A 24457-nucleotide genomic window follows, 5' to 3' on the forward strand; every position below is an offset into this window, starting at 1 on the left:
CACGTCGAAACCGGCACCTGGGCACAAAATCTATCCCTACCTCCTGCGCAAGCTGGCGGTTACCAAGCCCAACCAGGTCTGGGCTATGGACCTGACATATATCCCCATGGCGCGCGGCTTCGTCTATCTCTGCGCCGTCGTCGACTGGTTCAGTCGGAGGGTGCTGTCGTGGCGGCTGTCGATCACGATGGAAGCAGCCTTCTGCATCGAAGCAGTCGAGGAAGCGCTTGCCCGTTATGGCAAACCCGACATATTCAACACCGACCAGGGATCGCAGTTCACATCCATCGACTTCACTGCGGTGCTGAAGAACGCCGAAATCGCCATCTCGATGGACGGCAAGGGTGCGTGGCGGGATAACGTCTTTGTCGAGCGGCTCTGGCGGTCGAGCAAATACGAGGAGGTCTATCTCCACGCCTACAAAACCGTGTCCGAGGCCCGCGCTGGCATCGGTCGCTATCTGACCTTCTACAACACCCGACGCCCACATTCATCCCTTGACCGGCAGACGCCGGATCAGGCTTACTTCAACGCGCTGGCACCGATGACGGTGGCAGCATAATCGAGGCGGAAATCCACTTAGCAAAACGCCCGAAACTGTTCAAACAAACCGAGCCAGCTCTGATATCTTGCCGAAAATCTCGCTTTCGATGACCTTGAGGTCCGCTTGTTGCCGGGTTCCGTTCCAGATCGTGAGATATGCGCTAATTGACCGGCCGCCGGGCGTTGGTGGCAGCATCTCTGCATGCTCGACAACCAGGTCTGCAGGGGTGTCCTGATGTATGGGTTGGCCCATACTCTCGTTCGACGTGAACGCGGAAGCCAGTAGGCAAACCGCAGCGTTAAAGACAATTGGCTTCATTGGTGTTCGAAACCCTTCCGGCGTTACCATTCGTATCCAAAATTACCACAGACGACGAACTTGGCCCTTGTTGCTGGTAATTCGAGAATGTGGCTACATCATTGCTGTTAAAGTGTATGATTGCCACGGCAAAGCCAGGACTTTCCCAATGTGGTTTCGGGCGGAGCAGTCGCGCTCCAGCGTATATCTGGCCTCATGTTGCAGGCGTTCAGACCACGGGCCGTCATGGCAATTTTGCAGGTCGGGGCCGTATCGGCGGATCGCGCCCAAAGACACTTTGTTGAGTGTTTCCATATGATTTTCCCGTCTGATTGCTATTCGCTTTCCATGACACCTTGTAGCCGAGGCTTTCGATACGCGTCTTGATCAGGGACAGGTCGACCTCCGCTCCTTGGCTGACAGTCGCAGTTCCCGCAGTTGCGGATCCAGCGATTTCTTCTATCCCCTCAATCCGCCTTACCGCTGTGTCAATCTTCTGCGCGCAACTCGCGCAATCCATGCCTTCGACGCGATATCGGCTTTGCAAAAGCTGTGGGGCGGGGCCATGATCGGAGTGGTCGTGTCCCGTGTGATCCTGTTCGGAATGATTGTGAGCGGTATGGTCCTGAGCACAGCCATGACCTCTGTCCGGTCGACCCTGCCGTCGAGGACTTTACGATGGCAGGAGCTACCTTGTAGCCTATGCTTTCGATGCGTTCCGACAAGCTTGCCAAATCGGCAACAAAGCCGGTGTGTAACCGTCATTGTTCCGGCGGTCACGGAAACGGAAACGTCCTTGACGCCTTCGACGCGCCTGGCAGCCGAATCAATCTTTTTGGCACAACTGGCGCTGTCCATCCCGTCGACCCGGAAACAGCTTTGCGAAGTAGACGTGCTCATAAATGGTGCCTCTCGCCCAAATCAAGGCACCATGTTAATTCCTTTAGCGGCTAGAGAGGCAAGCCGTTTCTATGAATTTCCATGGCTTTCCGACGAGCGACGAGCGACGAGCGACGAGCGACGAGCGACGAGCGACGAGCGACGAGCGACGAGCGACGAGCGACGAGCGACGAGATGGTCGTTTGGGTTAACCCTTCATCAAGGTTAATGCTATATTTCCACTCGTAAAGAACTTGGTTGGAGGGAGAAATTGGGTAGAAAAAGCGGGCGTCTGCCAGCAACCTCGTTTCGCACGCGATGGTTTTCAATCACTTCGCTATTCCTCATGTTATGGGTCGTCATTGGGGCAGCATCGCCTACCGCTTTGCAGGGTATAGCCAACGCAGTGGCGGATAACGTGGCTAGCGCGCGGTGGGCCACTGTCCTGGCTAAGCCTCCAATTTACTCGCGTACCACCTTACCCAAATCCGCCGGTGCACTCGCCGATTTGAATTTGTATATGCCGTTCCTTGGTGATGGTGGGCTTCGCGAGAGCTCTACGGAAACGACGCGCGGCAGTGACCAGGAACGAGTTGTTCGCAAGTACAAAGGAGCTCGAATTCTCAGCATAAGAAACCAGGAGTCGAACGAGACGTTGCAGACGGGCGCTATTCCGGACCTGCAAATGCCTTCGCTGCGCCCATCGTTTGACCACGGAGGTTCGTTCACTTCCACCGAACTATGGGACGAACCTCAGGTTGCGGCATCATTTCATAGCAAGGAAGATGATCGGCTGGCGGGTGTGCCTTCGACTCTTGCCGACCTTGTGACCAATGACGGCGCGGACATCCTCGCAACTGCTTACGCGTCGACGGATCCCTATCATCCACCGGCATCGCCGTTCGACAGCCTCCTACAAAGTAATGAAGATCTAGGGGTCTGAGTAGCAACGGAACAGAAAACCTACATAAGAGATAGTTCGTACCGGGTTTGGCGTTCCAATAAACTCGGATTTGATGCGGAAGATCGCTTCCGATGTCGCAATGAAGCTACGCCAACATTCTGCCGATCAGCCGACCGAGATCTGGACTCGTGCGGGAGATGCGACAGAACGCATATCGACAGATCCTGGGATTTTGGGGTATTCAATATCTTATGGCAAGGTATGTCCGCATTCTAACGATCCTGATACTCGCTGTTTTCGTGGCGGGAACGGTCGTGCATGCCGCGAATGCCGCCGCCATGAGCACGAAGATGACGCTCGCCGCAATCGATGGTGCGGCCATGGGTGACTGTAAGGATTGCCCGGACAACAAGGGCGATATGCAGCCGTGCGACAATGCTTGCCTATCCCCGCTCCTGGCGGTTGTGCCGTCCGGCGAGCCCGGACTGCCGGAAGCCGGAACCATCACGGAGAACCTGGCGCCTCATAGCGTGAGTGGGCACTCCGGACTGCCGGATCCCTATCCTCCCCGAACCACCAATCTGAGCTGACGCCGCCCGGACTCCGTCCGGCGCGTGGCGTTTAAAATCATGCGCGGTCCATCTGGCCGCCCGTGGTTCTGCTTCGCGTCGCGCGGGTAGCGCGGCGCAAGCTCCGCGCCCTCTCAGGATGGTTGGACTATCATGATATTGCATCTTCCGGTACCAACGCGCCGGACCTTTCTCACATCCGCCGCAGCTCTTGCGGCCGGTGTGGTGTTGCCGGTTTCGGGACTTCGGAACGCCCTGCGCGAGAGGGTCGAAATTGCCTTCGTCGCCGACAATCCGGGCGACGGGATGTTCCACTGTCACATCCTTGAGCACCAGGCCGCCGGGATGATGGGGGTGATCCGCGGTTCCGGGAAGGAGGAGCGGATATGAGCCGGATAGTCCTCTGCCTCGCCATATTGGCCGGCCTTTCGGTCAGCTCGACCGCTCTCGCCGACGGGGACGCACGACGTGGGGCACAGGTCTATCGCGCCTGCGTCGCCTGCCATGCCCTCGAACCCGGCCTCCATCTCAGCGGCCCGAGCCTCGACGGCTTCATGGGGCGCATGGCGGGCACGGCGCAGGGGTTCGTACGCTATTCGAGTGGACTGCGGGACGCGGGCTTCTTCTGGAACGCGGCCGCGCTCGACGGTTGGCTGAAAGACCCGGCGGGCATGATCCCCGGCACCTACATGACGTTCCGTGGGATCGACGATCCCCAGGCGCGCGCAGACCTCGTCGCCTTCCTCGAAATCGCCGGCCAGCCCGGCGGCGGCAAGAGGGTCGTCGACGAAGGTCTCATCCCGGCCGGCTGGCTTCGCGCCGGGGCACCGGAGCCGATCGGCGATCCACCGCCTGAAATGCGTGTCACGGCAATCCGCCATTGCGGCGACAGCTATTTCATCACCACCGGGGACGGCCGGGAGACGCCTTATTGGGAGAAGAACATCCGGCTCAAGATCGACAGCGTCGATACCGGTCCACCGGCTGGCGTCGCCGTGATCCTTGGCGCCGGCATGGGCGGCGACCGCTTCTCGGTGATCTTCTCCAGCCTCGCCGACCTCGATCATCTCGTTACGGAACGCTGCGAGGCGCGCTGAATATGAAAGACACCAACATGACAACCACACCCAGATATTCCATCCGCCTTTCCAGACGTGCTTTCCTTGGTGCGACGGCGGCGGGCGCCGGGCTGATAAGCCAGCCTTTAGGCGCTCGCGCCGCGCCCGCAGCAACCGGCTCCGCAATCGCCTTCGACGGCGATTCGTTGATCCTCGCAAAAGACACTCTGTCGCGCAGAGACGGCGACGGCGGCTGGATAGAGCTGCCCGCTCCGGCGGCAGGCGGCATCCTCTCACTCGCGACGCATCCGGGCCGGGCCGGCCGGATAGCGGCGGGGCTCACAAGCGGCGGCATGGCCCTGTCCGAAGATGGCGGGCGCCGGTGGGAGGCGAGAAGCCAGGGTTTGCCGGATGCCCCCGTAACTGCGGTCACCGTAGCAGCGGCCGAGCCGGATACCATCTATGCCGCCATTCGCGGCGATGGTCTGTGGAAGAGCGAGGATGCCGGTCGATCATGGGCTCTCGCAATGGACCGGCCGTGGCTCGCTGACGCCGAGCGCGACCTGACAGCCTTGGCCTCGGTCGATCTCGCCACCGGCATGGGCGGCATCTGGATCTACGCCGGAACCGAATTGGGTATCACCCGCGTGCCAGATTGTTTCTGCCGCTGGCAGGACGTGCAACCGGGCGATGCGATGGACGCGCTTGCCTCGGGGAAACCGGCTCCGTCCGAGGCGCCTCTTCCCGAAGGCGAGACGATCAACGGACTGGCCAGCGCCGCTTCGCTGCCCACCCGGCTCTACGCCGCGCTGCCCTCGGGCATCTGGGAATCGCAGGACGCCGGAGTCGTGTGGTCGCAAATATCGGGCACAGGCGCGCTGGCCGTCGCCGTCCACCCCACCAATGCCGATCATGTCGTCGCCGTCACCGGCGACGGCCTCGTTCAAAGCCGCGATGGCGGCGCGAACTGGACCGCGCCCATCCCCGCATAGATGGCGCGCATAACGGAGAATATCATGAACAGGAAAACAATTGCCGCAGCCGTAGCCGCCGTGGTCGCCATTACCGGCATCGCCTACTGGTCACTCGGTACAGCGGACACTCCCCTGCAAGGAGCTTCCGTCGCGATGGCCTCGGGCCGCAAGGCGATCACCATCTGGCGCGATCCGGGCTGCGGGTGTTGCGATGCCTATGCCGACTATCTGGAGGGCAACGGCTACACGGTGACACGCGTCGATGACCCCAACTTCGACAAGCGTTCGATCGAGGCCGGGGTTCCCCAGCAAGGCATTGGCTGCCATCTGGCCGAGATCGACGGCTATGTCGTGAGCGGCCTCGTGCCGGTCGAGATCATCGAGCGGCTTGTCAGCGAGCGGCCGGATATCACCGGGATAACTCTGCCTGGAATGCCGGCCAACGCTCCCGGCATGGCGCAAACAAAGACCGGCACGCTGAAGACCTACGCGTTCGGCAAGAACGGCGTCACCGTCTACAGCGAGGAATGAGCCCATGGATGGAACAATGATGGACGGGTCCATGATGGTGTTCATGATGGCCGGAGTTGTTCTCGGTGCGCTTCTGGTCCTAGCTGTATTGATCTTTGGCCTCTTTGCGCTGGCGAAATATCTGCGGGGGCCGAAATGAGGCGCAAAGCGATCATCTTTTCCACCATCGCTGTTTCGGCCTTGGCAGTCATTGCCGCGTTTGCGCAATCGCAGGGTGGCGATGGACGCGCGCAGGACGTGACCTTCCGTGGCCAGCCGGTGACGAGCGAGCAGATCGCTCTCGGTCAGAAAGTCTATGGGCAATATTGTGCTTCCTGCCACGGGGCCAACCTCGAAGGTCAACCGAATTGGAAGCGCAGGCTTGAGAGCGGCCGCATGCCGGCGCCGCCGCACGACGAAAGCGGCCACACATGGCACCATTCGGACCAGAACCTGTTCGACATCACCAAGCTCGGCGTCGGCGGCGTCGTTGCGGGCTACAAAAGCGACATGCCCGCCTTCGGGGACACCCTGAGCGATGAGGAGATCGCCGCGGTCCTCGCGTTCATCAAGAACACCTGGCCCGAGCGTCAGCGGGACGTCCAGGCTCGCATAACGGCCAAGGACGGCGGTGGCTCATGAGCAGGGCTGATGAATATCCCACGGTTCCAATGCGCCGCCGCAATGTCCTGGCCTTCCTGCCTCTTGCTATCGCAGCCGTGCTCGGCGTGGTGCTGGCCTGGGGTCTGACGCGCGATCCCAGCACTCTACCGTCGCCATTGATCGGCAAGCCGGTGCCAGACTTCGTGCTGCCGCCGGTCAAGGGCCGGGCGCTTGGCCTGTCGAGCACCGACCTCAAGGGCGAAGTCTCGCTGGTCAATGTCTTCGCCTCCTGGTGCGTTGCCTGCCGGGAGGAGCATCCCCTGTTCATGAAGCTTGCGGCGCAAGGCACCGTGCCGCTGCACGGCCTCAACTACAAGGATCAGCCGGACGATGCGGCGAAATGGCTGGACACACTTGGCGATCCCTACACACGCACCGGGGCCGACATCAGCGGACGCGTGGCCATCGATTGGGGCGTCTACGGCGTGCCTGAGACATTCGTCATCGGCGCCGACGGACGTGTTGCCTACAAGCATATCGGCCCGGTGAGCGAAGAGGCGCTCACCGAAACCATCCTGCCGCTGGTGGTCTCGCTGCGCCAGCAGGCGTCGGGCCAGGATGTTCGGGAGGCCGGCCGATGACGGGGCTCATGCACGGACGGCGCGCGAAATTCGTCTCTTTGGCGGGAGGCGTATTCGTATTGATTACGCTCGCGGTCGCAAGCGTGACTTACGTCGGTAGCGACAATCCTTCGGGTGAACCCGCCAGGAGCGTGAAGCAGGCTGCCACCGTCTCATCGCGGTCCTTCGTCATGCACGAAATGCCGCGACCGCTCCCCGAAATCACATTCGATAACGGGAACGGTCAAGGCCTCACGCTGGCCGACTTCGAAGGCAAGACGGTCCTGCTCAACATCTGGGCGACCTGGTGCGTGCCCTGCCGTGAGGAAATGCCGACGCTCGACGCGCTTCAGGCGGAGTTGGGCGGCTCCGGTTTCGAGGTCGTGCCGCTTTCCGTCGACCGGGCCGGGCCGGAAGTGGTTCGCAAGTTCTACGCCGAGATCGGCATCGAACATCTTGGCCTCTACATCGACGCCTCAATGCGGGCCTCGTTCGACCTCCAGGCGCCGGGACTGCCGACGACGCTCCTCCTCGACGCTGAGGGCCGGGAACTTGGGCGGCTCGTCGGCCCGGCGGAATGGAATACGCCCGAGATGGTTGCGTTCCTCAAAACCCATCTGACCTCGAACTGAAAAGGAACCTTCATGGCCGCGACACAACAACCCAATGCAGAAGACGGCTCGCTTGGCCGCGACCTGCTGTATGCACTTCGATACTATCTCGGCGGCCGCCGCTCACTCCTCCTGCTGGCGACGGTTGCGCTCATTGGCGGCCTAGCCTTCAACTGGAGCTGGCTGGCCGCCGCCGGCATAGCGCCGCTTATCCTTTCGGTGCTGCCGTGTGTCGCCATGTGCGCGCTCGGCCTCTGCATGAACCGGATGACCGGCCGCGCCTGCCAGTCGGACCAGGCCGCAAGCACCACTGACGCTGGTGACGAAACGGCCTTGTCCGGCGGATCCTCACAAAATCTCCTGCCAGACGATGTTGCAGGAGACGCGCAGACTGCGCGCGTGGTGCCTTCGTTTCAGCATTCCCAGCCCCAAAGCAACCCCAAGAGGAGAACAACCGATGCGTAATCCGATCAAGGCACTGGCAATGGCCACGATACTGATAGCCGGCTTCGCTGCTGCCACGACCCTCCATGCCCAGGAACCGAAAACTTCGATGGAGGACGGTTCCATGATGGGCCAGGACGGTATGTCCGGCATGGGCGACATGAACGCCATGATGGGCATGATGAAGATGATGGCCCAGATGGGTCCGATGATGGAGCAGTGCACCAGGATGATGGCCGACATGACGGAACACATGAAGGCGTCGCCAGACCGATAGGACGCGGAGACCAGCCCCACCCGGCGCCGTGACCGGGTGGGGCTGGTCCCAGGAAACCGACATGACATCAACCAGAACAACGCAACTCAGACGAATTCGCTACGGCCTATGGATCGTGGTCGCTGCTGCCACGCTGACGCTCGGCGGCACCTATCTCGTCCGGACGATTGGCTTTCGCGAACCGCCGAGACCGATTATCGTGGGCGAAGCTGCTGTACATTCCGAGTTTTCATTGACCGACCACAACGGCAACCGGGTGACGGAAGCGAATTTCCGGGGGCGCTGGCAACTCGTCTTCTTCGGCTTCACCCATTGCCCCGATGTCTGCCCGACGACGCTTGCCTACATGGCCGAGGTGCTGGATCGGATCGGAAACCAATCCCAGCATATCGCGCCGCTCTTCATCACCGTCGATCCGACGCGCGATACGCCCGAGGTCATGGCGGAATATGTCCGGGCATTTCATCCCGATCTGATCGGCCTGACGGGTACGGAAGCGGAGATCGGCGCGGCTGCTCACGCGTTCCGCGTCTACTACGAAAAGATGGAAGAGGCCTCCGCTCCGGACGGCTATCTGATGGCCCATGCGGGGCACATCTATCTGATGACGCCCGAGGGCCGCTACGAGGCCGTTTTCCGCGAGGGCGAGCAGTCGGCACAGGAAATGGCGTCGAAGATCGTCACAACAATGAACAGGTGAGAAGAATGAAGAAAGCAATAATCCTCCTGGTGGCGATCTGCTCGATCTCGCTGCCCGCAGCCGCCAATGAAACCGTGCGCGTCCTCGATGCCTGGGCGCGGGCAACAATCCTCACGTCACGGCCGGGTGCCGCCTACGCAACAATCGAAAGTGACTCGGGTGATCGGCTCCTGGGTGTAACGACGCCGGTCGCCGATCACGTCATGATTCACGCGATTGAGAGCGATGGCGACGTCAGCCGAATGAAACATGTCGAGGTGCTTGAAATACCGGCTGGCCAGCGGATCGCGCTCGCGCCCGGCGGCATGCACCTGATGCTGATGGGACTGCATGGCAAGCTCGAAGAGGGCGCGATGTTTCCGATGACGCTCAGCTTCGAGAAAGCCGGGGAGGTCACGGTTGAGGTTTCCGTACTCGGCATAGCTGCCGACGGGCCGCAGAATACGGGGAAGGAGGCGGGCCAATGATCCGGCTTCTGTTTCTGTCTCTGCTGCTCACCGCGCAACCAGCGTTCGCGCATCATCCCGGAGAGCGTCTTGATGAGGTGATGACCGAGCAGGAGCCGGCCTTCGAGGCCGCGGAGCACCCATCTGTGCCGGATCTCAACGTCGCGGACCACAGCGGCAAACAGCTTCGGCTTGAAGATCTCCAGGACCGAATTGTGGTCCTGAGCTTCGTTCCCCAGGAGTGTGGTGAGCCATGCGCGGAACAGCAAGCCGTCCTGGCTGCCGTTCAGGCACAGGTAAATGTTTCGCCGATGAAGGAGATGGTGACCTTCGTCACTGTTCGGGACGCCGATGTATCAATCGAAGCGCCGTGGGACGGCGTAAACTGGAAAGGGGTGACCCTGACCGATGGTGCAACGGTGATCGCCGCTGTTCGCAGTTTCGCCGCGCTGAGCAACCGCGACGGATCGTTGCCAATGGCGCATGTCATCGACCGCAATGGGCGACATGCCGGGATATTCCATGGCGCCGAATTCCAGAAAACAAATCTCACCCTCTACATCAACGGGCTTATCAACAACGCCCATGCGCCGAAGCCACCGGTCGAAAAGACCTGGTGGGACCGGCTGACGGGCTGGTTATGAGGGAGGAAACCTTGAATTCACGATTTCCATCACGTCGCCGTTTCGGATTTCTCCTCCTTCCCGTGCTGCTGATCGTTGCGGCAGGCACCTGGTATCTTCTCGATCCCGGGTTCAAGGGACACCAGCAGACCATGGCCTCGTCGGAGACCCTGCCGCAGGACGCGTTCGAGCGGCGCGTGCGTGACTACCTTGTTGCCAACCCGGAAGTCATCGTCGAGGCCATGCAGAACCTCGAGCGGAAACAACGGGTGGCGGAACAGACGGGAGCACAGTCTGCCCTCTCTACCCATCGCGACGAACTGCTCAACAGCCCTGAAAGCCCGGTCGGAGGCAATCCGCAAGGCGACGTGACCCTGGTCGAATTCTTCGACTACAATTGCCCCTATTGCCGTCAGGTCGCACCGGCGATGGTGGCGGCCGAAGACGGCGATCCCCAATTGCGGATCGTCTACAAGGAATTCCCCATTCTGGGGCCGAACTCCATGTTCGCTGCCAAGGCGGCGCTCGCATCCCACCGGCAGAACCTCTACCCGCAGTTCCACAAAGCCATGATGCAGGCGTCAGGTGCTGCCGACGAAGCGCAGGTCGTCGCTGTCGCTGAAGAGATCGGCCTCGATGTCGAACAACTCCGGGCCGACATGCAAGATCACGCGATCGACGCCGAGATCGAGCGCAATCTAGCTCTCGCCCGGGCACTGCGGATCAACGGCACGCCGGGCTTCGTGATCGGAGACGAGATCCTGCGCGGCGCCACCGACTTGCAAACCATGCAGCGGCTGATCGACCAAGCCCGAAAGGATCAAAATCGATGAAGCCAGAGTCGCCTCTGAAAGTTTGTCCCCATGCCTGAACTCTCCAATATCGGTATCCTCAGTGCCTTCGTGGCCGGGATTATTTCGTTCCTGTCGCCTTGCGTGCTGCCGTTGGTGCCGGGATACGTTTCCTATGTCGCCGGCCGGTCGACCTTTGCCTCGCCGTCCGGTGAGATCGCTGCCGCCCGAAGCGCGACGCTGGGCTTGAGCCTCTGCTTCGTGCTCGGTTTCACCACGGTTTTCGTGATCCTCGGAGCCAGCGCTTCGGCGCTTGGCCAGTTGCTGCTCAGCTACCGGTTCGAGTTGAACATCGTCGGGGGCGGGATCGTCACGCTGTTCGGGCTGTTCATGCTCGGAACGATCCGCCCGGCCTGGATGATGCGCGAGGCGCGCTTCCACCTCGACCTGCCCGGCGGACGAGCCGTCTCGGCCTATGTCCTCGGCCTGGCCTTCGCCTTTGGCTGGACACCGTGCATCGGCCCGATCCTCGGCGCTATCCTGACGGTCGGCGCCGCGTCCGCGACGCTCGCCGACGGTATTGCGCTGCTCACGATCTATTCGCTGGGTCTTGGCGTGCCGTTCCTGCTTGCCGCGCTGTTCACCGACACGCTGTCCGCCAGGCTGAAAGCATTCGGGCGCGTCGGACGCAGTCTGCGAGTGCTGGCCGGAGTGGTCATGATCACGATGGGTGTCGCCATGATGACCGGCTATCTCTCGACCTTCGCCTTCTGGCTCCTGGAGACGTTTCCCGTGCTGTCTTCAATCGGATGAGTTCGGCTCCGGGGGAAAGTTGAAGAAATCGTGATTTGACCTTCCCGTCGCTGGATAGCGCAGCCTCGACCTCAAGCAAGGAGGCGACGGCGATGACTACAAATGCAGATCAATTGGAGCGTGATATTCTGCGCGTGTTTAGATGTGCCTGCCGGCAAGGCCGGCAAGACATCGCAGAATTCATGCTAGCCGCACTGGAGAAGCTCGACGGCCAGGAAGAAAGGCGACCTGTGCGTTGCCGCGCCCTGATCGAGGCCTACCAAGAGATTTTTGATGCTGCTGTCCACCAAGCGCGATGAGACCGGAAATCCAACTGGTTGCGGCAGCATCAATGCGCCCCGCTACAAAACGCGTGATCGGCGAGTGACCTGAGAACGTAGCATTCGCCGACGGTTTCGCCTTTGCAGCAGGTTGCTATCCGCGCAAGCTCGGTTTCCAGCCTTTTTAGGCGGTCGATCTTGTCCTGCACTGCCGCCAGTTGAATCGCCGCCATCCGATCCACATCCGCGCACGGGCGTTCAGGATGCCCGCTGAGTAGCAACAGATCACGAATGGCTTCGAGGCTGAAGCCGAGGTCGCGCGCATGGCGCACGAAGGTCAGCCGTTCAAGCGCTTCGGATCCGTAGCGCCGCTGCTTTCCCTCCGTCCTTTCAGGTTTCTTTAGAAGACCCACCTGTTCGTAGTAGCGGATAGTGGGCACCTTGACGCCGGTGCGCCGGGACAGTTCGCCGATCGATAACATTTCCTCTGACACCCCTTGAACCTCTAGTTACTAGAGAGATTATGTTGTGGGGACGAGAAAGCAAGAGGCTGCCGACGACGATGCCCCCGGACACATCTGATCTGAAAACCCGCTTCCGAATCGAAGGCATGGATTGTGCCTCCTGCGCGTCGAAGATCGACACCGCCTTGCGCCGCTTGCCCGGCATTGGGGAGGTGATCGTCTCGATCCCTGGAGCAAGCCTGTCCGTCGGCCATGACGGCACGGTTTCCGATAATCAGGTCATGCAGCAGGTGAGGCGCCTCGGCTACGGCATCACGCCGTTCAATGACCCCTCCTCTTCAAGGGACTTAGATGCCGAGGTGCCAGCGGTCGCGCCCGTTTCGCGCAACCAAGCGAGCCATGATGCGGAGCGGCAATGGTGGCGGACACGCAAGGCCCTGCTGATGATGTCGTGCGGCATTGCCATTGTCGCTGCCTTTTCAATCGGCCGACTGATACCGGAGGCGGGAAATTGGGCGTTCCTGCTTGCTACGCTGATCGGCCTCGTCCCGGTGTCGCAACGCGCCTATGTGGCTGCGACCTTGGGCAGTCCGTTTTCAATCGAAATGCTGATGACTATCGCAGCGATTGGAGCGGTGTTGATTGGAGCCACGGAGGAAGCTGCAGTTGTCGTTTTGCTGTTTCTGGTCGGTGAGATGCTAGAGGGCGTTGCTGCCGGGGGCGCGCGCGCAAGTATTGCGGGCCTGGCCGATCTGGTGCCGAAGACTGCCCAGCTCCAACGGGGAAACGCCATCTCGGAAGTACCTGCGGATAGCCTTTCGGTTGGTGACGTCATCGTTGTGAGGCCAGGTGATCGGATTCCAGCAGACGGGGAAATCGTAGAAGGTTCGTCCGAAATAAACGAGGCGCCGGTTACCGGCGAAAGTGTGCCCCGGCGCAAGACGGAGGGTGAGACGGTCTTTGCAGGAACGATCAGCATCGACGGGGTGTTGCGCGTTACGGTGACCGCCGCCGCCGAGGACAATACGATCGCCCGGGTGGTCCGGCTGGTCGAGGAGGCGCAGGAAAGCAAGGCTCCGACCGAGCGGTTCATTGACCGGTTTTCGCGCTATTATACGCCAGGGGTTCTTATCTTAGGAGCGCTGGTTGCGACCGTGCCGCCACTCGTGGCCGGCGCCGATTGGGCCGATTGGATCTACAAAGGGCTTGCCATTCTCCTTATTGGTTGCCCGTGCGCTCTTGTCATTTCCACCCCTGCGGCCGTTGCCGCCGGGTTGGCGAGTGGAGCTCGGCGCGGCCTGCTGATGAAGGGCGGCGCGGTGCTTGAGGGCTTTTCAGCGATTACGGCCGTGGCTTTCGACAAGACCGGAACCCTCACAGAGGGCCGGCCGGTGGTTACCGACATCAGATCCTTTGGGAGCAGCTATCAGCGGTCACTGAGCCTTGCAGCCGCACTGGAGCAGGGATCGAACCATCCGCTTGCTCTCGCAATTTTGCGAAAGGCAGATGCTGAAAAGGCGCCTATTCCACCTGCATCCGAAGCACGCGCGGTGTCCGGAACGGGCGTTGAAGGTAGGGTTGGCGGTGTGCCGGTTTTCCTTGGATCCGTGGCGGCCGCGCGCGATCGGGCCAGCATGACCGACGACCAGATTGCGGCTGCCGATGCGTTCAATGCCGAGGGAAAAACCGTATCGGTGCTGGTTGCGGACAAAAAGGTTGCCGCCCTGTTTGCGATGCGTGACGAACCGCGAACGGATGCGATGTCCGGTCTTGCTGCCCTGAAGGAGCAAGGAATTCGCACGCTGATGCTGACAGGTGACAATGCCCGGACTGCCGCCGCAATTGCGGATACGCTAGGAATCGAGACGCAAGCAGACCTTCTGCCGCAGGACAAGCAGCGGATCGTCGACGGACTGCGGGCGGAAGGCCTGAAAGTTGCCAAGGTGGGAGACGGCATCAACGACGCACCGGTGCTGGCCGCCGCGGATATCGGCATCGCTATGGGCGGCGGCACGGATGTGGCACTTGAGACTGCCGACGCTGCCATATTGCATGGGCGGGTGATGGACGTTGCCCAGATGATCAGCCTGTCTCATGCGGTGATGCGCAACATCAAACAGAACATCGGGACAGCTCTCGGCCTGAAAGCCTTGTTCCTGGTGACGACCGTTGCGGGCGTCACGGGTCTCTGGCCGGCAATCCTGGCCGATACGGGCGCAACGGTGCTTGTCACCGCAAATGCGATGCGGCTGCTGACATGGAAAGGTGGGGTTGGCTCCTGAGCCAGCCGGTCGCATTCCTTCTTGCTGGTCCGATCAGATTTTGACCAGCATCGCCGTTACATACATAAACGCTACACCGAAGGCCAAACCCGAGAGGACCGGCCAGGAAGAAAGTGCCGCAACACCGCGTCCGTCAGCCTTCATCAGATAGGCTGTGACCTCGACGACCACCTGCAGGATCGCGCCCGCACCGATCGCCAGCGCCAGCGCCGACCATTGCGGCGCATAGGCGAGGCTGCCGAGCCATAGCCCAAGGATTGCGGGGCCGCCGGCGAGCAGTGCCAGTGCCGCAAATACCCACAGCGCCGGCCGCACTTTCAGAATCGGGGCGGCGATGCCGATCCCCTCGGTAATGTTGTGAATGGTGAAGCCGAGCACCAGGAAGGTGCCGAGCCCGGCCGCTCCCGAAGCGAAGGCCGCGCCGATGGCAAGGCCCTCGCCGAGATTGTGCAGGCCGATGCCCAATGCGACGAGCGTCGCGAGCGTCAGCCCGGTTGGCGTTCCCCCACGGCGACCGGCCGCCATGAGAATGAGGAAGGCTGCGCCCGCCGCCAAAGCGACCATGGCTTGCCCCTGAAAAATGGCTGCCGCGTCGCCGGCAAGCTCGAATGCCTCTCCTCCGGCGTCGATCATCAGGAACACCAGCAGGCCCACCGTCATTGCGAGAAGAAAGTTCATGCCGCCGCGGCCGACCCCGCGCAGCGCCGGGTAGAACATCAATCCAATGGCGACCGGCACGATGCCGACGAACGCACCCAGAAGCATTTGGCTCCAAAGCGTTGCGGCATTGACGGCCGGGGTCGGGACGGCGACGGCGATCTCGTGTTCGAAAGTGGCGCCGGTGTTGGTGACGATTTTCACTGCATGAGCTTCGCCGAGAACCCAGGGATAGGACAAGCGGATCCACGCGGTTTCGCCTCGCCGTAGAACACCGGCCGGTTCCTGTGCAAACTGCCAATAGGCGTCGTCGACCTGCACTTGAGCGATCGTCATTGGCTCCGATCCGCCGGCGCGGACGAGAAGATCGATACCGCCGTCGGACAGGACGGTGCGCTCGAATGTAAGATTCTCAACCGGTGGCGCACCGTTGTCGAATCGGCTCAACGGATTGGTAGTAACGAGCCAGACCACGGCAAGGACCAGTACGGCGAGCGGCAGAAGAAGCCAGACGAGGGCCGCGCGTGACTTCTCCTGCTCGACCGGAACCGATCCGGCTTCTGGAACGGGGCGAGTCTCGTTCATGCCACGGCCTCCTTGACATCGAAAAAGCTCATCCAGCCGAGTTCGGCAAACTCCGACTGATGAGCATGGAACATGTAAAGGCCCGGTTCGTGCTCCTTGAACGAGAACTCGAGAATGCCGCGCTGTGCCTGGCATTGGGTGATCGTGTCCACGGTTCGCAGCGTTGGCGTCAGCGTCGTGCCATGATCGTAGTAGTCGAAGAAATTGCCGTGCAGGTGGAACGAATTGATCGGATCGAATTCGACGGCGTTGACGAGATAGACGCGCACGGGCCTGTCGCGCCGAACAGGAATCGGGCGCTTCATGTAGGTATGGGCCACGGTGTTGACCGCATAAACCTCGTTCTCGTCGTCGAAATTGGTGTCGAAGCCATTCATCACCATGGCGAATTCCTGCCACTCGGCGTTCTCCGGCGTTCCGAGCAGGCGTGAACGGGCAAACTCCGCTTGGTCCGGGTGCCGCGTGGGATCGGGATCGACCACGAACAACCCGTAGAGGCCTTTGTGGATATGCCGTTTCAGAGGCAGCGCATGGCAATGGTAGAAGTGGCAGCCGAACGGTTTGGCGTCGAACTCGTAGACGAACTCATCCCCCGGATCGATCACGCCGGCGCCGGGAATGCCGTCCATCCGCGCCGAATGGATGCCGTGAAAGTGGATCGAGTGCGGGTGAGAGCCGAAGTTGCGGAAGACGATCCTCAACCGCTCTCCTTCGGTTGCCCTGAGCGCCGGGCCGGGTACACGGCCGTTGTACGTCCAGGCCGGAAACATCACTCCGGGCGCGATCTCGATTTCCTTGTCGACGGCGTCAATCTGGAAGGTGCGCAGAACGCGCCCGTCGGGCAGTCGGGAAACCGTTCCGGTCTCCCACTCGGTCAGCATCTTGGCCGTGTCGAACCCGTTCCGCGCCTCATCGACATCGCCGACCGTCATCATCGCGCCGTGGCTTGAGCCATGGCTGGACGGGTGGCCCGAACCGACCATCCCTTGATGCGGCTTGCCGGCATATCCGGGTTGATTGACCTCCTGCGCACTGCCCACCGCGGCGACGGCGGACCCGCCCGCAGCCGCTAGACCCGCTCCCAGAACCATGCGCCGGCTCAACCGTGTTCGCAGCCAATCGGAAATTTCGAACATTCAACGTTCCTGCAATTGAGAATTATTTGCAACTTAGCAGGAGCTATAATTGGAAGCAAGGGCTTCATTCCTTGGTCCGGACCTCCACCACCCGTGCATCGGGTGAGGCATCCATCGCCATGGCCTAAGTCGCGGCGACGCCGTCTGCCATGCGTCCACGGCAATGAAGTGGTCATTCGGGGGATGTCAGCTCGGTCGTGGACTCCAAATGATAATCGCAGCCCCAAGAAGGCAAACTGCTGCACCTGTCACGTCCCAGCGGTCGGGGCGTTGAGATTCCGCAGCCCAAAACCAGAACAGCGACGCTGTGATGTAGATGCCGCCGTAAGCGGCATAGGCGCGACCCGCGAAATCGCTGTCGATGCGTGTCAGAAGCCAGGCAAAGAGGGCGAGGCTCACCATGCCTGGCACGAGCCAGAGCGGCGAGCGGTCCAGACGCAGCCATACCCAGAAGGCGAAGCAGCCAGCAATTTCCGCCAGTGCGGCGCCGATATAAATTGCAAGCGTTGCCATCAGGATGCCAGCGCCTCCAGAACCGGGCACTCCGGCACGTCCTTGCCGGAGCACTGCGCGGCCGTCGCCGCGAGCACCTTTTCGATCCGCTTGAGGTCGGCGATCTTGGCACGCACATCGGCGAGATGCTGCTCGGTTCGCTCCTTAACCTCAGCGCAAGTCTGCGTGCCCCCATCGACGAGGTCGAGCAAGCCTCGGATCTCACCGATGGAAAAGCCGAGTTCGCGGGCGCGCAGGATGAAGCGCAGCCGGGAAACGTGGGCTTCGTCATATACGCGATAGCCCGACGCCGTGCGCGGCGGGTCGGGCATCATGCCCGTCTTCTCGTAATAGCGGATGGTTTCGAGATTGCAGCCCGTGCGCCTTGCTAGTTCGGCGCGCTGCAATCGCTTCCCGGAAACGTGATCGGCCATTGTTCGAAATTCCTCTTGAGTCTGTAGTTGCTACAGACCGTAGCTTGCCTTGGACTGGAATTCGAGGGCGAACCGTATGAGCGAGACAAAAATCGAAACCGTGGCGTTTGATGCGCCGACGCAAGTGACCGATCGAAAGAAGGAATGGTTCGCCGCCGGCGGCGTTATCGGCGCCATCCTGGCTTCGACCTGCTGCATTGCGCCGCTCGTCCTGTTGATGCTCGGCGTATCGGGTGCCTGGATTGGCAATCTCACCGCGCTGGAGCCCTACAAACCGATCTTCGCCGGCGTGGCACTTGTCTTCATCGGGCTCGGATTCCGGCAGGTCTACTTCAAGCCCAAGGTCGCCTGTGAGGACGGGTCCTACTGCGCGCGGCCCGAATCCGCCCTCATCACCAAATCCGCCCTTTGGCTTTCGACCGCGCTTGTCGTCCTCGCCGTGACGATCAACTGGTGGGCACCGCTTTTCTATTAGGAGGAATGACATGAAACGACTTCTCATCGCTACGGCGGGATTGATGGCTATCGGCGTGTCCGGCCTTCCCCCTATCGGTTTGGTCTCATCGCCAGCCCTTGTTTCGACCGCGCAGGCGGCGGAAGCCGAACAAACTGCCACCTTCGACGTGCCGGGCATGACCTGCGCGCTTTGCCCCGTCACGGTGAGAAAAGCGATGGAGGGTGTCGAAGGCGTGAGGCAAGTCGAGGTCGACTTCAATGCTAGGACGGCGACCGTGGTGTTCGATCCGGCCAAGACGACGATCGAGGCCATCGCGACCGCTTCAGCCAATGCCGGATACCCGGCGGTGGTGAGAGGCTGAGTCCGGTGAAAGACGCAACCATCCTCAAGACCGGTATCGCCGGCTCGATTATCACCGCGGTCTGCTGCGCCACGCCGATCCTGGTCATCGCGCTTGGCGCTCTTGGATTATCGGCATGGCTCGGCTGGATCGATTATGTACTTTTCCCGGCCCTCGCAATCTTCCTCGGACTGGCCGCCTACGGCCTCTGGCGGCGGCAGCGCGCCGCGGCGTGCTGCTCAAGCGAGACTCAACCCAATAAGGAAAGTGTCTGACATGTCCGATTGCTGCTCGACAAACGACAAGAGCAAGAATGGCTACGATCTGGCCGTCATCGGCGCAGGTTCGGCCGGCTTCTCCGCCGCCATCACGGCGGCCGAACAGGGCGCGAATGTCGCCCTCATCGGACATGGGCTGATCGGCGGCACCTGCGTGAATGTCGGCTGCGTGCCGTCCAAGACCATGATCCGCGCGGTGGAAGCGCTGCACGGCGCCCGCGCGGCTGGCCGTTATCCCGGCCTTGCCGGTGAGGCGAATGTCGTGGACTGGGGTCGGCTGATCGGGGCCAAGGATGATCTGGTCACGACGCTGCGCCAGAAGAAATATATCGATCTGCTGTCCGAATATAGCGGCGTTGCCTATCTCGAAGGCGCGGCGCGTCTAAACGGCCGAGGCGTTCTTGTGAATGACACGACAATCGCGGCGGACAAGATCATCGTCGCGACGGGGGCTGCATCGAGCCTGCCGGACATTTCCGGCATCGCGGATATCCCTTGTCTCACCAGCACCACCGCCCTGGAGCTGACCGATCAGCCCGCTTCGCTCATGGTCATCGGCGGCGGCTATATCGGCTGCGAACTGGCGCAAATGTTCGCGCGGGCGGGGACGAAGGTCACCCTCGTTACCCGCAGTCGCCTGCTGCCCGAAGCCGAGCCGGAGATCTCCGAAGCATTGACCCGCTATCTGATGGATGACGGGATCTCGGTTCTGACCGGGCTCTCCTACCGGGTCATTAAAACCGTCGAGAACGGCGTCGAGCTGACTATCGAGCGCGAGGGGAGGCCGGAGCTCCTTACGGCGCAGCATGTTCTCGTCGCAACCGGCCGCAGGCCCAATTCGGCCGGCCTCGGGCTTGAGGAAGCTGGGGTGGAGCTTTCTCCCAGTGGCGGCATCGTCGTCGATGACCGGATGCGCACCTCGAAACCCGGCGTCTATGCGGCGGGCGATGTTACCGGTCGCGACCAGTTCGTCTACATGGCAGCTTATGGCGCAAAGCTTGCCGCCCTCAACGCGCTTAACGGCAACAGCCTCGCTTACGACCACAGCGCCATGCCTTGGGTCGTGTTCACCGACCCGCAAGTCGCCGGTTTGGGGTTGAGCGACGCTGCGGCAAAAGCTGCGGGTTTCGAGACCAAGACCTCGGTCGTCCCCCTCGACCAGGTGCCGCGGGCGCTTGCGGCACGTGACACGCGCGGGCTCATCAAGCTGGTCGCGGACGCGGAGACAGATCGCCTGCTTGGCGCGCAAATCCTGGCACCGGAAGGCGCCGACAGTATCCAGACCATGGTGCTTGCGCTCAGGTTTGGCATGACGACGAAAGAGCTGGGCGAGACGATCTTCCCCTATCTCACCACGGTGGAGGGGCTCAAACTCGCGGCACAAGGTTTCGCCAAAGACGTGGCGAAGCTCTCGTGCTGCGCGGGTTGACCGGATTGGGCATTTAAGAGGGCAGTACCGCGCCCCCCTCGATGAACCCGTCGGCATGCTTGGCGACCAACGCCGTCAGCTACACCACCCCCTGAGACACGATCGTCGTAATTGTCAGTCATGACGGTTCACTCGCAGATTCAGCTCCACTTGGTATCCATAAAAAGCCTTTCCCGAACCATTGCAACAAACCCCGGTTTGATGTGACGCTGCAAAGCAGATCGCAAAAACTCCGGATCGGCATTGGATTTTCATAAATACCTGTGCAAAAATCTATAGCCGACAAACTCCCTGCCGTCTAAGTTAATATGAAACTAGGAGGGAGCGATGCTGATCGGCTATATGCGGGTTTCGACCGGCGAGCAAAATTTCGATCTTCAGCGTGATGGGTTGGAGCGTGCTGGATGCGAGAAGATTTACGACGACGTGTGCTCGGGTCGCGCAACCGAACGACCTGGCCTTGCAAAGGCGCTTGAGATCGCCCGGGCAGGCGATGTGCTGGTCGTCTGGAAACTCGATCGCATCGGCCGCTCGCTTGCCCATGTGGTCGCCTTGGTGAGCGACCTGCAGAAACGCGGGATCGGGCTCAAGGTTCTGACCGGCGATGTGGACACCACGACGACGACCGGGCGGCTGGTCTTCGGCATCTTCGCGACGCTGGCGGAATTCGAACGCGATCTCATCCACGAACGCACTATGGCCGGACTGGCTGCGGCCCGCGCCCGCGGCAGGGCCGGCGGTCGACCTCGTGTAATGACCCGGCAGAAACTGAAGGCGGCGATGGCGATGATGGCAGACCAGGACAATGCCGCGCGCGACGTCGCCTCTCAGCTCGGCGTGTCGCTGTCGACCCTTTATGCCTATGTCGATGCGAAAGGACAGCCGCGCGCTCGGGCCGACGAATTGCTCACCAAGCGCCGAGCCAAGCGCGATAAGACAATGCAGGCCTGACGACTTTGCCGGTAGGATTTCTGAGCGATAGTCAGGCCCGGGAATACGGCCGCTTCAACGGGGAACTGACGGCGGACCAACTGGCCCGCTATTTCCACCTCGATGACGCCGATCGCGCGTTCGTCGCCACACATCGCGGCGATCACAATCGTCTGGGTGTCGCCGTCCAGCTCGGATCGTTGCGCATGCTTGGGATTTTTCTCGAAGAGCCGGGCCATGTTCCTGCCTCCGCCCTGCGCTTCACTGCCCGTCAGCTTTCGCTCCCCGATCCCGAGGAACTGATCGCGGAATATGCGAGCAGCGAAGGACGCTGGCGACATGCTCCTCGCATCCGCCAGCAATATGGCTATCGCACCTTTACCGATCCCGGCGTCGGATTTCGGTTCAATCGTTTCCTTTTTGCCCTGTGCTGGACCGGTTCGGATCAAGCCTCAGCTCTTTTCGATCGGGCGGTCGCGTGGCTGCTGGAGGCCAAGGTTCTGCTCCCTGGCTCATCTGTTCTCGAGCGAACCGTCGCCAGGGTGCGGACACGAGCGAACGCCCGTCTGCACCGGCTCTTGACCGAGACGATGACAACCGAACAACGGGCGCGGCTCGACAAGTTGGTCACAGTTCCGGAAGGTGAGCGACAAAGTCCCCTCGATCGCTTGCGGGATGGTCCATTTATCCAAAGCAACCGGGAAATTCGCCGCGCGCTCGATCGCCTGGAAGAGATCCGTGCCCTCACAAACGGATTGCCCTCCATTGATCGTTTGCCGCCAGGCAAGATCACAGCATTGGCGCGGTTCGCCAGCGCCGCCAAGGCACAGGCCGTTTCCCGCCTGCCGCCGGATCGGCGTGCAGCAACCTTGCTGGCCTTCATCCGGACGCTTGAGGCCTCGGCCGGAGATGATGTCATCGATGTCTTCGATGCGGTCTCCACCTCCATGTTCAATGAGGCGTCCACGGCCGCGAAACAGGTCAGATTGCGATCGCTCCGCGACCTCGACGCCGCGGCACTGAAGTTGCGGGACGCGGCAATCGTCATCCTCGATCCGGAAACGCCCGACGGTGCAGTCCGAACCGCGATCTTCCAATTCATCGACACCGACGCGCTTGCGGCGGCCGTCGAGCGCGTCGGAGAGCTGGCCGAACCTCATGACGACCCATATTTCCGGGAGCTTAGAAAGTTCAATCGCAAGATTGCCTACACGCCCGGGCTGCTTACTGGTCTCGATCTCGGCGCGGCGCCAGCCGGCCGGCCCCTGCTTGAGGCGATCGAATATCTCCGCGTCGTTCACTCCGGACGCAAACGTACCGGGCCACTGCCAACCGCCTTCGCACCAAAACAGTGGCAAGCCCAGTTGAGGGCTGCCGACGGTTCCCTCGACCTGACCGGTTACCGGCTTTGTGTTCTCGACGGCCTTCGTCGCGCGATCCGCCGGCGAGATCTCTTTCCGGTAAAATCGTTGCGGTATGCCGACCCGCGCAAAGGACTGCTGTCAGGCCCGGCATGGGAAGCCGCTCGCCCGGCGATCTGCCGCACCGTCGGCGTATCCAGTGTGGCCGATGAAGAACTCGGACAACTGTCGCAGCGGCTCGACCTCGCCTTCCGGGAAACCGCAAGCCGCGTGCCTGCAAACTCGGCCGTCACCATCGTCAGCACACCGGAAGGCCTGGACCTTTCCGTTGAGCGCCTCGAAAAGCTTGAAGAGCCTACAAGCCTGGTTGCGCTGCGCACGACTATCGAGGCTCGTTTGCCCAGACTCGACCTGCCCGAACTGATCATGGAAATGCACGCACGAACCGGCTTTGCCGACCGCTTCACCCATGCCAGCGAAGGCGGCGCGCGGGCAGAGGATATCGCGACAAGCGTCTGCGCCATCCTCTTGGCCGAGGCCACCAACACCGGATTCGAACCGCTGGTCCGGCTCGATGTTCCGGCGCTCCGACGTTCGCGGCTCAGCTGGGTGAAACAGAACTTTCTGCGCGCCGAAACTCTGACTGCCGCCAACGCGGCCCTGGTTTCGGCGCAGAACGCCATCCCCCTTGCCAGAAAATGGGGTGGCGGCGAGGTTGCTTCCGCCGACGGATTGCGGTTCGTCGTGCCGGTCCGCACCATCCACTCCGGACCCAACCCGAGATATTTCGGGAAAGAGCGCGGCGTCACATGGTACAACCTCGCCTCAGACCAGTTCACCGGTCTCAATGCCATAACCGTTCCAGGCACCTTGCGCGACAGCCTCAATCTCCTCGCCGTCGTGCTCGAGCAGGAAACTGAGCTTCAGCCCACCGAGATCATGACCGACACGGCCGGATACACCGATACCATCTTCGGCATATTCCACCTGCTCGGATACCAGTTCAGCCCCCGCATCGCCGATGTCGGCGGCGCGCGGTTCTGGCGCGTCGATGGCAAGGCTGATTACGGAATTCTCGACGAACTCGCCTCGAACAAGATCAACATGAAGCTGATCGTGGATCATTGGGATGACCTGCTGCGTCTTGCCGGCTCTCTCAAGCTCGGCGTGGTTCGTGCCGCCGACCTTACCAGAACGCTCCAGACCAACGATCGGCCCACACGGCTGGCTCGCGCCCTTCAGGAACTCGGTCGTCTCATAAAGACCCTCTACCTTCTCCGCTTCATTGATGACGAAGCCTATAGGCGGCGCATCCTCGTTCAGCTCAACCGCGGAGAAGGGCGTCACCAGCTCGCTCGCGCCCTGTTCCACGGAAAGCGCGGCGAACTGCGCCAGCGCTACCGTGAGGGTCAGGAAGATCAACTTGGAGCGCTTGGCCTGGTCGTCAATCTCGTCGTGCTCTGGAACACGATCTACATGGACGCCGCCCTTAATCAGCTCGTGGCAGAAGGCTACGACGTCAGGCCCGAAGACGTCGCGCGTCTGTCGCCGCTAGGCTCCAAACACGTCAACATGCTCGGCCGATACGCCTTCACACTGCCGGAATTTGTGGCACGAGGCGAACTCAGGCCACTGCGCGATCCGCAGAACGCAGATCCGGACGAGCCCTGAAATCCTTATGTAGGTTTT

At 61.4% G+C, this 24457-nt stretch carries 34 protein-coding genes and 1 pseudogene; 26 read left to right on the forward strand and 9 right to left on the reverse strand.

What is annotated here, in order from left to right; all coding sequences use genetic code 11:
• On the forward strand, positions 1-562 hold a 562-nt coding region (locus tag K7H91_RS23405), incomplete at its 5' end, for an IS3 family transposase (RefSeq protein ID WP_230722598.1).
• 39 nt (positions 563-601) lie between these two features.
• Here the strand turns inward: K7H91_RS23405 and K7H91_RS23410 are convergent.
• From K7H91_RS23410 to K7H91_RS25920, 4 genes are all read right to left on the reverse strand, one after another.
• A complete protein-coding gene (locus tag K7H91_RS23410) occupies positions 602-892 on the reverse strand; it encodes a hypothetical protein (protein ID WP_230722599.1) in 291 nt (96 codons plus the stop codon).
• Positions 893-955: 63 nt separating this feature from the next.
• Positions 956-1156, reverse strand: a complete 201-nt coding sequence (locus tag K7H91_RS23415; protein ID WP_230722644.1) for a hypothetical protein — start codon at positions 1154-1156, stop codon at positions 956-958.
• On the reverse strand, positions 1086-1388 hold the full coding sequence (locus tag K7H91_RS25915; protein WP_419197518.1) for a heavy-metal-associated domain-containing protein: 303 nt from the start codon (positions 1386-1388) through the stop codon (positions 1086-1088). The genes K7H91_RS23415 and K7H91_RS25915 overlap by 71 nt, the downstream gene beginning before the upstream one ends.
• Positions 1319-1741 (reverse strand): heavy-metal-associated domain-containing protein, encoded by a 423-nt coding sequence (locus K7H91_RS25920; protein ID WP_419197519.1) that lies wholly within the window; start codon positions 1739-1741, stop codon positions 1319-1321. Before K7H91_RS25920 ends, K7H91_RS25915 begins: the two co-directional genes overlap by 70 nt.
• Positions 1742-1991: 250 nt before the next feature.
• On the opposite strand from K7H91_RS25920, the gene K7H91_RS23430 reads away from it, so the two are divergent.
• The 18 genes and pseudogenes from K7H91_RS23430 to K7H91_RS23510 all read left to right on the forward strand — a co-directional run bounded on the left by K7H91_RS23430 (position 1992) and on the right by K7H91_RS23510 (position 11962).
• Complete coding sequence (locus tag K7H91_RS23430) at positions 1992-2663, forward strand: hypothetical protein (protein ID WP_230722600.1); 672 nt, start codon at positions 1992-1994, stop codon at positions 2661-2663.
• Between the two features lie 158 nt (positions 2664-2821).
• Positions 2822-3214, forward strand: a complete 393-nt coding sequence (locus K7H91_RS23435) for a hypothetical protein (protein ID WP_230722601.1) — start codon at positions 2822-2824, stop codon at positions 3212-3214.
• Positions 3215-3445: 231 nt separating this feature from the next.
• Positions 3446-3583: pseudogene (locus K7H91_RS25925) on the forward strand (multicopper oxidase domain-containing protein); the annotation flags it as partial.
• The gene (locus K7H91_RS23445) at positions 3580-4290 is read left to right on the forward strand and encodes a c-type cytochrome (protein ID WP_230722603.1); all 711 of its coding nucleotides are present in this window, start codon (positions 3580-3582) and stop codon (positions 4288-4290) included. The pseudogene K7H91_RS25925 and the gene K7H91_RS23445, both read left to right, overlap by 4 nt.
• Positions 4291-4307: 17 nt before the next feature.
• A complete protein-coding gene (locus K7H91_RS23450; RefSeq protein WP_230722604.1) occupies positions 4308-5243 on the forward strand; it encodes a WD40/YVTN/BNR-like repeat-containing protein in 936 nt (311 codons plus the stop codon).
• Positions 5244-5267: 24 nt separating this feature from the next.
• A complete protein-coding gene (locus tag K7H91_RS23455; RefSeq protein ID WP_230722605.1) occupies positions 5268-5756 on the forward strand; it encodes a DUF411 domain-containing protein in 489 nt (162 codons plus the stop codon).
• A gap of 4 nt (positions 5757-5760) precedes the next feature.
• A complete protein-coding gene (locus tag K7H91_RS25640) occupies positions 5761-5895 on the forward strand; it encodes a hypothetical protein (protein WP_269066496.1) in 135 nt (44 codons plus the stop codon).
• Entirely contained in the window at positions 5892-6377 is a 486-nt protein-coding gene (locus tag K7H91_RS23460; protein ID WP_230722606.1) for a c-type cytochrome, read from the forward strand. Before K7H91_RS25640 ends, K7H91_RS23460 begins: the two co-directional genes overlap by 4 nt.
• Entirely contained in the window at positions 6374-6979 is a 606-nt protein-coding gene (locus tag K7H91_RS23465; RefSeq protein ID WP_230722607.1) for a DsbE family thiol:disulfide interchange protein, read from the forward strand. The genes K7H91_RS23460 and K7H91_RS23465 overlap by 4 nt, the downstream gene beginning before the upstream one ends.
• On the forward strand, positions 6976-7590 hold the full coding sequence (locus K7H91_RS23470; RefSeq protein ID WP_230722608.1) for a TlpA family protein disulfide reductase: 615 nt from the start codon (positions 6976-6978) through the stop codon (positions 7588-7590). Before K7H91_RS23465 ends, K7H91_RS23470 begins: the two co-directional genes overlap by 4 nt.
• Before the next feature lie 12 nt (positions 7591-7602).
• Positions 7603-8034 (forward strand): hypothetical protein, encoded by a 432-nt coding sequence (locus K7H91_RS23475; protein ID WP_230722609.1) that lies wholly within the window; start codon positions 7603-7605, stop codon positions 8032-8034.
• Positions 8027-8290, forward strand: coding sequence for a hypothetical protein (locus K7H91_RS23480; protein ID WP_230722610.1), 264 nt, complete (start codon positions 8027-8029; stop codon positions 8288-8290). The genes K7H91_RS23475 and K7H91_RS23480 overlap by 8 nt, the downstream gene beginning before the upstream one ends.
• Positions 8291-8351: 61 nt before the next feature.
• Positions 8352-8990, forward strand: coding sequence for an SCO family protein (locus K7H91_RS23485; protein ID WP_230722611.1), 639 nt, complete (start codon positions 8352-8354; stop codon positions 8988-8990).
• A gap of 5 nt (positions 8991-8995) precedes the next feature.
• Complete coding sequence (locus K7H91_RS23490; protein WP_230722612.1) at positions 8996-9457, forward strand: copper chaperone PCu(A)C; 462 nt, start codon at positions 8996-8998, stop codon at positions 9455-9457.
• A complete protein-coding gene (locus tag K7H91_RS23495; protein ID WP_230722613.1) occupies positions 9454-10080 on the forward strand; it encodes a redoxin domain-containing protein in 627 nt (208 codons plus the stop codon). Before K7H91_RS23490 ends, K7H91_RS23495 begins: the two co-directional genes overlap by 4 nt.
• Positions 10081-10091: 11 nt before the next feature.
• The gene (locus tag K7H91_RS23500) at positions 10092-10892 is read left to right on the forward strand and encodes a DsbA family protein (RefSeq protein ID WP_230722614.1); all 801 of its coding nucleotides are present in this window, start codon (positions 10092-10094) and stop codon (positions 10890-10892) included.
• A gap of 30 nt (positions 10893-10922) precedes the next feature.
• Entirely contained in the window at positions 10923-11663 is a 741-nt protein-coding gene (locus K7H91_RS23505) for a cytochrome c biogenesis CcdA family protein (protein ID WP_230722615.1), read from the forward strand.
• Between the two features lie 92 nt (positions 11664-11755).
• Positions 11756-11962 (forward strand): hypothetical protein, encoded by a 207-nt coding sequence (locus tag K7H91_RS23510; RefSeq protein WP_230722616.1) that lies wholly within the window; start codon positions 11756-11758, stop codon positions 11960-11962.
• 29 nt (positions 11963-11991) lie between these two features.
• On the opposite strand, the gene K7H91_RS23515 is transcribed toward K7H91_RS23510, so the two are convergent.
• A complete protein-coding gene (locus tag K7H91_RS23515; RefSeq protein WP_230722617.1) occupies positions 11992-12405 on the reverse strand; it encodes a MerR family transcriptional regulator in 414 nt (137 codons plus the stop codon).
• An 80-nt stretch (positions 12406-12485) separates the two neighbouring features.
• Here K7H91_RS23515 and K7H91_RS23520 point away from each other — a divergent pair, with 80 nt between their 5' ends.
• On the forward strand, positions 12486-14669 hold the full coding sequence (locus K7H91_RS23520; protein ID WP_230722618.1) for a heavy metal translocating P-type ATPase: 2184 nt from the start codon (positions 12486-12488) through the stop codon (positions 14667-14669).
• Between the two features lie 33 nt (positions 14670-14702).
• Here the strand turns inward: K7H91_RS23520 and K7H91_RS23525 are convergent, their stop codons facing one another.
• From K7H91_RS23525 to K7H91_RS23540, 4 genes are all read right to left on the reverse strand, one after another.
• Positions 14703-15911, reverse strand: coding sequence for a metal transporter (locus K7H91_RS23525; protein WP_230722619.1), 1209 nt, complete (start codon positions 15909-15911; stop codon positions 14703-14705).
• Positions 15908-17038: a multicopper oxidase domain-containing protein gene (locus K7H91_RS23530; RefSeq protein ID WP_419197521.1), complete on the reverse strand. Its 1131-nt coding sequence runs from the start codon at positions 17036-17038 to the stop codon at positions 15908-15910. The genes K7H91_RS23525 and K7H91_RS23530 overlap by 4 nt, the downstream gene beginning before the upstream one ends.
• Positions 17039-17233: 195 nt before the next feature.
• A complete protein-coding gene (locus tag K7H91_RS23535; protein WP_230722621.1) occupies positions 17234-17560 on the reverse strand; it encodes a YnfA family protein in 327 nt (108 codons plus the stop codon).
• A complete protein-coding gene (locus K7H91_RS23540; protein WP_230722622.1) occupies positions 17560-17973 on the reverse strand; it encodes a MerR family transcriptional regulator in 414 nt (137 codons plus the stop codon). The genes K7H91_RS23535 and K7H91_RS23540 overlap by 1 nt, the downstream gene beginning before the upstream one ends.
• 76 nt (positions 17974-18049) lie before the next feature.
• On the opposite strand from K7H91_RS23540, the gene K7H91_RS23545 reads away from it, so the two are divergent.
• From K7H91_RS23545 to K7H91_RS23570, 6 genes are all read left to right on the forward strand, one after another.
• Positions 18050-18448, forward strand: coding sequence for a mercuric transporter MerT family protein (locus tag K7H91_RS23545; RefSeq protein ID WP_230722623.1), 399 nt, complete (start codon positions 18050-18052; stop codon positions 18446-18448).
• 10 nt (positions 18449-18458) lie between these two features.
• Positions 18459-18791, forward strand: coding sequence for a heavy-metal-associated domain-containing protein (locus tag K7H91_RS23550; protein WP_230722624.1), 333 nt, complete (start codon positions 18459-18461; stop codon positions 18789-18791).
• 5 nt (positions 18792-18796) lie between these two features.
• On the forward strand, positions 18797-19045 hold the full coding sequence (merF, locus tag K7H91_RS23555) for a mercury resistance system transport protein MerF (RefSeq protein ID WP_230722625.1): 249 nt from the start codon (positions 18797-18799) through the stop codon (positions 19043-19045).
• Between the two features lies 1 nt (position 19046).
• Positions 19047-20477 (forward strand): mercury(II) reductase, encoded by a 1431-nt coding sequence (gene merA, locus K7H91_RS23560; protein ID WP_330166039.1) that lies wholly within the window; start codon positions 19047-19049, stop codon positions 20475-20477.
• 327 nt (positions 20478-20804) lie between these two features.
• The gene (locus K7H91_RS23565) at positions 20805-21428 is read left to right on the forward strand and encodes a recombinase family protein (RefSeq protein WP_230722626.1); all 624 of its coding nucleotides are present in this window, start codon (positions 20805-20807) and stop codon (positions 21426-21428) included.
• Positions 21429-21433: 5 nt separating this feature from the next.
• Positions 21434-24439 carry a Tn3 family transposase gene (locus K7H91_RS23570; RefSeq protein WP_230722627.1) on the forward strand — a complete coding sequence of 1002 codons (3006 nt, stop codon included), beginning with the start codon at positions 21434-21436 and terminating at the stop codon, positions 24437-24439.
• Positions 24440-24457: the final 18 nt, after the last annotated feature.

It is taken from the genome of Martelella mediterranea, assembly GCF_021021415.1.
Lineage (GTDB): Bacteria > Pseudomonadota > Alphaproteobacteria > Rhizobiales > Rhizobiaceae > Martelella > Martelella mediterranea_C.